This is a genomic window from Ancylomarina sp., assembly GCF_041555295.1.
In the GTDB taxonomy this organism is placed as follows: Bacteria; Bacteroidota; Bacteroidia; order Bacteroidales; family Marinifilaceae; genus Ancylomarina.
The window spans coordinates 1-8,192 of record NZ_JBFFKR010000155.1; the positions used below are offsets into that span (position 1 = coordinate 1).

Annotated in this window: 6 protein-coding genes; 3 read left to right on the top strand and 3 right to left on the bottom strand. The window is 36.0% G+C overall.

Going from position 1 to position 8,192, the window contains the following annotated elements; genetic code table 11:
* The coding region (aqpZ, locus tag ABY905_RS11130; protein WP_372643730.1) for an aquaporin Z at positions 1 to 534 on the top strand (534 nt) is incomplete at its 5' end.
* 348 nt (positions 535 to 882) lie between these two features.
* Here aqpZ and ABY905_RS11135 read toward each other — a convergent pair.
* Both ABY905_RS11135 and ABY905_RS11140 read right to left on the bottom strand, forming a co-directional pair.
* Complete coding sequence (locus tag ABY905_RS11135; RefSeq protein ID WP_372643733.1) at positions 883 to 2,946, bottom strand: insulinase family protein; 2,064 nt, start codon at positions 2,944 to 2,946, stop codon at positions 883 to 885.
* An 86-nt stretch (positions 2,947 to 3,032) separates the two neighbouring features.
* Complete coding sequence (locus ABY905_RS11140; RefSeq protein WP_372643736.1) at positions 3,033 to 4,355, bottom strand: M16 family metallopeptidase; 1,323 nt, start codon at positions 4,353 to 4,355, stop codon at positions 3,033 to 3,035.
* Between the two features lie 410 nt (positions 4,356 to 4,765).
* Here ABY905_RS11140 and ABY905_RS11145 point away from each other — a divergent pair, with 410 nt between their 5' ends.
* Complete coding sequence (locus tag ABY905_RS11145) at positions 4,766 to 5,422, top strand: phosphatase PAP2 family protein (RefSeq protein WP_372643739.1); 657 nt, start codon at positions 4,766 to 4,768, stop codon at positions 5,420 to 5,422.
* Between the two features lie 22 nt (positions 5,423 to 5,444).
* Complete coding sequence (locus tag ABY905_RS11150; protein ID WP_372643740.1) at positions 5,445 to 7,262, top strand: LTA synthase family protein; 1,818 nt, start codon at positions 5,445 to 5,447, stop codon at positions 7,260 to 7,262.
* A 171-nt stretch (positions 7,263 to 7,433) separates the two neighbouring features.
* Here the strand turns inward: ABY905_RS11150 and ABY905_RS11155 are convergent, their stop codons facing one another.
* Positions 7,434 to 7,640, bottom strand: coding sequence for a DUF2007 domain-containing protein (locus ABY905_RS11155; RefSeq protein WP_372643741.1), 207 nt, complete (start codon positions 7,638 to 7,640; stop codon positions 7,434 to 7,436).
* Positions 7,641 to 8,192 lie beyond the last annotated feature (552 nt).

An 8,192-nucleotide genomic window follows, 5' to 3' on the forward strand; every position in this document is an offset into this window, starting at 1 on the left:
ATCGGACACATTTCAGGTTGTCATCTTAACCCTGCTGTGTCCGTTGGTCTCTGGGTTGGTGGACGTTTCGACAAAAGAGAGTTACTCCCTTATATTGCAGCTCAGGTATTGGGTGGCATAGCTGGTGCAGGTATTCTTTACCTTATTGCCTCTGGCAAATCAGGCTTCGAGATGGGTGGCTTTGCAGCCAACGGCTATGCAGAGCATTCACCAGGTGGTTACAGCATGCTTGCTGCATTAGTTTGTGAAATTGTAATGACTTTCATGTTTCTAATGATCATACTTGGCGCAACTCATTCGAAAGCTCCCAAAGGTTTCGCAGGCTTAGCTATAGGTTTAGGCTTAACTCTTATTCATCTCATTAGTATTCCAGTGACCAATACATCTGTCAATCCTGCACGTAGTACTAGTCAGGCTTTTTTTGTTGGAGATTGGGCAATGGGGCAACTTTGGTTATTCTGGTTAGCACCTATAGCTGGAGCTATACTTGCTGGTATTGTTTATAAATATATGTCTCCGGAAAAAAAAGAATAAAGAGAAGATCAGAATTCTCTGAAAAACGAAAAAGGCAGGTCCCCACCTGCCTTTTTCTTCTAACCCAAAATTAATTTTCAATACGAATTTAACCCTAAATCCTTATATAACCATATTGAAACAATCGATTCGATCATTGCGATTAACTAACCACTAATTACGCTCCTGAATCGGTGCGCAAAGGTAGAAACAATTTATAAATGACCAAACACTTCCTGTTTTTTCTTAAATATTTCTACGAACTCCCTAAAACAGGGTGCTGCAAAGCATAAACAGACTTAGTCCAATATTATTAAAACAAAAAAATGGCCACCTAAGGTGGCCATTTCATTCTATTCTGTTCAATTGCTAGTTGAATAATTCATCCTTAATATCTTTATTAAGCTCTAAACTAGTAATAGTTAAAGGCATTTCCTGAGGTCCCATTTTCGTTAAAGTAGAAAATGGAAACTTCAAACCATCAACATCTTTATAATCGTTATAAAGCATTGTCACAGACATACCATTCTGTTGAGCTACAGTCTTAATTTTCAAACCTGTAGTTGCACAGTAGAAATCAAATTTGGTAATTCCATCAGTACCTACAACTTCAAGTTTATAAGCTTTCTTACCATCAATCATTTCGGTACCCGCAATTTTCGATGTAAAACCTAGTTCAGTAAACTTAAGTTCAGCAAACATTTGAGCTTGTATCTTGAATCCTTTCAATTGCTCTGCATTAGCTTGGTTTTCCTGACCTTGAGCCATAACCTTAGCTGAAGTCCCGTTATATTTAATCGCTTGCAAAACTTGTCCGTTCATTACCATCGACATGGCAAACTTCTCATTGTTCTTGTAAGCTTGCTCAACATTAATGCTCATAGGTCCCATTTTCATTTCACCTTTCACACTCATGTCTTTAATACTTTCAAGCATCTCTCGTCCACCAATAGCATTGATATACGTATCGATAACCATATTAGCCGTTAAACCTTCTGGAATAGCATTAGGATCTTCTTTTACGATATCGCCTTTGAAATCGTATTCCTCAACAACACCATCAGAACTTAGCTTTGCTAATCTCTCTTTGTATTTTTTATCACCAACAACTAGGTAAACAGCATTATTAGGATCGATATATTTCTTAGCCATGGCCTGAATATCTTCCAAACTCACCTTATCCAGTTTCTCTAAATAAGTTGCATAATAGTCAGCTGGCAAGTTGTTACGCTCGATAGACATAGCAAAACTGGCAATAGTTGAAGGTCTTTCAAGAGCTCTAGCAAAATCACCTGCCATTGCTGCTTTTGTCATATTTAAATGATCTTGAGTCAACTTAGTATCGCGAATACGATCTATTTCTACCACCATCTGAACAAAAGCACTATCGGTAACAGCAGCTTTTACATTCGATGTTGTTCTAAAAAAACCAACCAGCTTATCATCAGAAATACTTGAGTAAGCTCCATAAGTATAAGCTTTATCTTCACGAAGATTCTTGAATAATAATCCAGAAAAACCTGAACCCAACATTGCATTCATCACTTTTGCAGGAATCACATCAGGATTCGCTTTCTTCAATTCGAATGTGTTGATAATTTGGATTAAGGATTGAGATGCCGCATCTTTATTTGCCAACACAACACGTTTTCCTACCATCTTAGCAGGCATATCATGTTTCATCGTAGGAACATCTCCTTTTTCCCATTTCCCGAAATATTTCTTCACCAATTTTTTAGCTTCTTTTGTTGTGATATCGCCAACAATAGCAAGAACAGCTACGTTTGGCTTAAAGTAAGTGTTGTAGTAATTCTTACAATCCTCAACTTTAATATTCTCAACAGTCGCTTTAGTCATCACATCACCATAAGGGTGATTAGCTCCGTAAACAATACGACTTCTCATATTCGATGAAATAGAGTTCGGATCGTTTTTCGATGATTCCAATCCTGATAAAGATTGTTTTACAATTTTATCAAATTCGTCTTGTGGGAAAGATGGATTCAATGTAACATCTGCCATCATTGCCATAATCTGCTCTTTGTAACGAGACAAACCACTCGCACTTGCTCCTGAAGCCGAAGTTCTTAAACTAGCACCAATAAAATCAATCTCTTCTGAAATCTGAGCATAGTTTTTAGTTGTTGTTCCAGTTCCTATCAACTCGCCAGCAAAAGAGGTAAATCCCGCTTTATCACCTTCAACAATTGGGTCGTTATTCAAACTCAACGAAAAATTAACTTTTGGAAGTTTATGGTTTTCAACAACCAATACTTTCAAACCATTTTTCAAAGTAAATGTGTCGTAATCGCCCAACTGAACTTTAGGTGCAGGACCTGCAGCAGGAGCTTTTGTTCTATCCACTTGCGCGTGAACAGATGTTACCATACAAATAGCAACAAGTATGAATAAAAATTTATTTAATTTTTTCATTTTTTACAATTTATGTGTTTAGACCAAAGCCTATCCCTATAAAATTGAGTCTTTCAAAATCGACTCATATTAATTTCTGTAACGTCTTACTTTGTTTTTGGCATGTAGTAAAGAACAACACGGTTTTCAGGAGTGAAATATTTCTTTGCTACTTCGCGAATATCTTCACGTGTTACAGTGAAAAATTTATCCAACTCTTGGTTTACTCTTTGTGTATCCTTGTAATACGTATAAGCTGTTGATAAATTCTCAGCACGACGTGCAATTGTCGAGTTTGAACTAACCAATTCGTTTTCGATTTTGTTACGTAGTTTCTGATACTCTTTATCAGAAATCAATTCTTCCTGAACACGAACAAATTCCTTATTCATTTCGTCTTCGAGTACCTTTAGATCAACTCCCATGTTTGGAATACCAAAAGCTAAAGTCAGACCTGGATCTTCGTTTGGCATAGGCATAGCAATCATTTGTAAAGCCAATTGCTTCTCTTCAACCAATGATTTGTTCATTCTTGAACTCTTACCATCACTCATTAGTGTAGCCAACATGCTAGCAGCATAATAATCTTGAGTTCCCATAGCAGGAATATGGTAAGCTTGAATAACAGCAGGTAACTGAATGTTATCGTAAACCGTATCTCTTACTTCAGCCGTTTTAATAGGCTCAACAATATTCGGACGGTAAATTTCTTTGGTTCCCTTTGGAATCGCAGTAAAATAATCGCCAATCAATTTCTTAGCCTCTTCCGTTTTAAAATCACCACAAATAGTTAAAACAGCATTGTTTGGCACATAAAACTCTTTATAAAAGTTTACAAAATCCTCTGTTTTTGCATTGCGGATATGCTCTTCGTCTCCGATAGGTATCCATTTGTAAGGGTGATCGGTATAAGCGTGAGCCATAGTCTCTGGTAAAATCTGACCATAAGGCTTGTTGTCGTAACTTTGTTTTTTCTCCTGAATAACAACACCTTTTTGAGTTTCAATTCCGATCTCCTCAACTTTTGCATGCATCATTCTTTCAGACTCTAACCAAAGACCTAAAGCCAATTGATTAGAAGGCAATAGCTCATAATAATAAGTTCTATCGCTTGATGTATTTGCATTTAAAGAACCACCGGCTCTCGACACATATTTATCGTACTGGAAACGTGGAATATTTTCAGTTCCTTCAAACATTAAATGTTCAAAGAAGTGAGCAAAACCTGTCAATTCAGGATTCTCGTTCTTCGATCCTACATGATACATTACCGAAACAACAATATTTGGTGTTGTATGATCTTGCTGTAAAATGACATGTAAGCCATTATCAAGATCGTATTCTTCAAACTCGATTTTTCCGGTTTGCGCAAAGCTTCCAATTGTAAAAATACTTACAAACAGAAGCGATAGAAACAGTTTTCTAATCATCATTAATTTTTTTGAATTAATTATTAAATGCTAATCTTTAAAATCAACTAAATTTCATCGACATGATAAAGAATAACAAAAGCATAGTTTATGTGTATCAAAATTAAATATAATATTCAATCTCGCTCACAATTTTAGTTCTATTTATGTCTCACATCAAATTTATTGGATGAAACAATATGCTACACGATAAAAGCGAGTAATACACCGTTAAACGAACTTACTAACATCTTAAATAGCTTCATAAAGCAACCCAATGTTAAAGCATTTGATTAAGAAACAACTCTTTTCTTTATTCAATCGATTAACAATTCAGCATATTGTAAGTATAATCACTATTTTTACAGTCATTTTTAAAAACTTTTAATACGAAGCCCGATACTTTAGGTATTCTAAATACGAACACAATTATGCTTGAAACACTCAATCAATTAGATCAGGAATTGCTTTTATTCCTCAACGGCATCCACTCTCCTTTTTTCGACTCATTTATGTTTCTGATATCCGGGAAACTGGTTTGGGCTGCTTTTTATCTATCAATCATCGTTCAGATATACCGCACATATGGATGGAAGAATTGTTTGTATCTATTAGTCGTAATTGCACTTGTAATCACATGTTGCGATCAAATGGCATCGGGAATTCTAAAACCTACTTTTCAGCGTTTTCGTCCGAGCAGATCTCCAGAGCTAGCAGACTTGGTTCATACTGTAAATGGCTATCGTGGAGGCAAATATGGTTTTGCCTCATCGCATGCAGCCAATGTGTTTGGATTGGCAACATTCTGTAGTTTGCTTTTCCGAAATAGAAAACTAAGTCTATTCTTATTTTCCTGGGCTGCTTTGGTTTCCTATTCCAGAATTTACCTTGGTGTTCATTACCCTGGGGATATTATTGTAGGCACAGCTATTGGCTTGTTCTTTGGTTATATTATTTATAAAATATTACCCCGATTAAAGTTTATAAAACTAGACAATCCGATTGCAGAAAAAGATTGGAAATGGAACATGATAACCTGGGGTAGCCTTTCAATTATCCTTATGGCTATAATTGCAATTTTCAAATAAAATTTATTACTCGATTATAATTATGAAACAACGATTAAGATTTTTTCTTGCAGCAGCAATATCATGGATAGCCTTTATGATATTCATTCGCTTTGCATTTTCGATATATCAATATTCACAAACGAGTTTATTAAGTATTGGTGAGGTTCTCCTATCCTTTACATATGGGCTATATCACGATGTTTCGTTAACCGGTTATATCATGATGCTGACAGGTTTGATTCTATGCTCTAGCATAACATTGCCTGGGACGAAACTGAAACTGCTCTTCAGAGTTCTTTATGCAGTGCTTATGCTTATCAGCTTAACGATAGCCGTGCCAAACTTTGAATTATTCCGCAACTGGGGCTTTCATGCTGATGGCACTATTTTAAGTTATTTAAAAACGCCTAAGGAAGCCGCTGCATCAACAGCACTTTCAACCTATATTCTTTTATTTGGGATTTATATTGCCATGCTTACGCTAAGCTATAAATTATTCAACCGCTTTTTAATTAAAAAGCTGGATGCAATTACACCTACAAAATTGAAATTCCTCCCCCTTTTATTACTTCTAACAGCCAGTATGATTATTCCTGTTAGAGGTGGTTTTGGTATTGCACCTATGAATGTCGGCTTCGTTTACCATTCATCGAACACTTACGCCAACCTTTTGGCGGTTAACCCGATTTGGAACTTCTCTTATTCTCTAAAGAAGCTTAACAAAAATAAAAGACTTAAACTGATAACTGATGATGAAGCTAAAATCAGGTTTCAGGATATGATGGCTTCACAAACAATCAATCAGGATACAATTCTGACGAGTCAGTCGCCTAATATCATTTTAATTGTATTGGAGAGTTTCACCTCAGCCATTATAGAAGAACTGGGTGGTAAAAAAGGGGTAACACCCAACTTCCATGCCCTTTCGGATGAAGGGATCATGTTTACCAACTTCTACGGAATTGGCGACAGAACAAAGATTGGAACAGTAGGTATTTTCTCTGGTTTTCCCTCACTACCACAAAAACCTGTGATTGAGTTTCATAAGAAAGTACAGAACTTACCAAGCCTTTGCAAAACACTGAAGAAAGAAGGCTATAACAGTAAATTCTATTACGGTGGCGATCTTCATTTTGCCAGTATGAACTCCTATCTGTCGAACGTTGGTTTCAACAATACCATCTCAATGGATGATTTTCCTGGTGAGTTAAACACATCGAAATGGGGCGTGCACGACGAATTCTTATTCGACAGATTGTACCACGATATTAAACTGGAAAAACAACCCTTCTTTAAAGCTTGTTTAACTTTAAGCAGTCATGAGCCTTTTGCTGTACCCATGGAAACAGCTATACAAGGCAAGGATGAAAACAGCTTGTTTATGAACTCGGCTTATTACACCGATAAGTGTCTGGGCGAGTTTATAGCCCGATTGAAGAAACTCCCCAGCTGGGATAACACGTTGGTTATTCTATTGGCTGATCATGGCTCTCGTTATGTAGGCAACTATGTGCCTAGCGATCCTGATAAGTATAAAATCCCAATGCTCTGGTTGGGTGGCTGCCTGAAGCAAAAAGGAATTAAAATAGACAAATATGGTTGTCAGCCCGATTTAGCGACTACCCTTTTACCGCAAATGGGAATAGATGCCAGCGATTTTACAATTGGTAAAAACCTATTTAATAAATCGCAGAAAGGCTATGCTTATTTCACTTACAACAATGGTTTTGGTTTTGTAGACTCTAGTCAGAGTTTGATCTTCGACCTCAACTCTAACAAGTGGAAGGCTGAAATAGCCAAGCACAATGAAGCTCAAACCCTGCTTCAATATATAGACTACAGTTTCTTTAAACTTTAGGTTGCAGAAAGGATAAGACAAAGGAATGGCTAGCTCTTAATTAAAAGGGCTAGCCATTATTTTTATATTATTACTATCGCACGATTGTATCGTGTGATTTAATCTTTAAGAGAACGCGATATTACCGAAACGAAGTGCAGATCAGCGAAGCTCGCGCTATCAGAAGAGGTATTATTCAGATTTAAATGTTTTAAGGACATTTTGTGCTTTTTCAACTTGAGATTCATCTACATAAAGCTCTATTTCTCCTAAAAGACCAACATATGAAGAATCTGATTTGTTTATTTCGAAACACTCGATGCCTTCAGATTCTAATAAATTTTTCACGCCCATTATTACAACTGGTGATATACCGGAAAAGATCTTCTTTGTGCTCATAAGTTTATTTTTTAAATTAATATTTCATTTCAAAATCAATCAGTCAAACTGCTCCTGCACGATTACATACTGTGGTTTTATTTTATCTGAAGGAACGCGATACGACCAAAACGACGTAGAGATCAGTGAAACTAATCGCGCACCAGCGGGGGGCATTAACTTAATGGCATTGAGCTCGCGCTATCAGGTTTCTTATTGTTTTTATTTTCGTTAAAAAAAATTAATATTATCGAAGCAATAATAATAATTATTGAAGAACCTAAAAACAACCAAGTTTTTGTAGACTCAATATTAAAATTAGAAAAATCAAAACTTAGAATATTTAAAGCCATTGCTATTATAACCAATATTGAAGAAATGTTTCTTTTTATCATATTTTCTGTTTTTTTAAGTGATTTTCCCAATGTATGTCAGGGAGATAGTTTACTGTTGTCTTATCTACCGACCGAAGTGAGTAAGCCGCAATATATTCGTTTATATTTTTGAACAAACCCATTTAATTACTCACGAATAATTATTTCAAAGGTGTTCGTGATTTAAAAATGGGCTTGC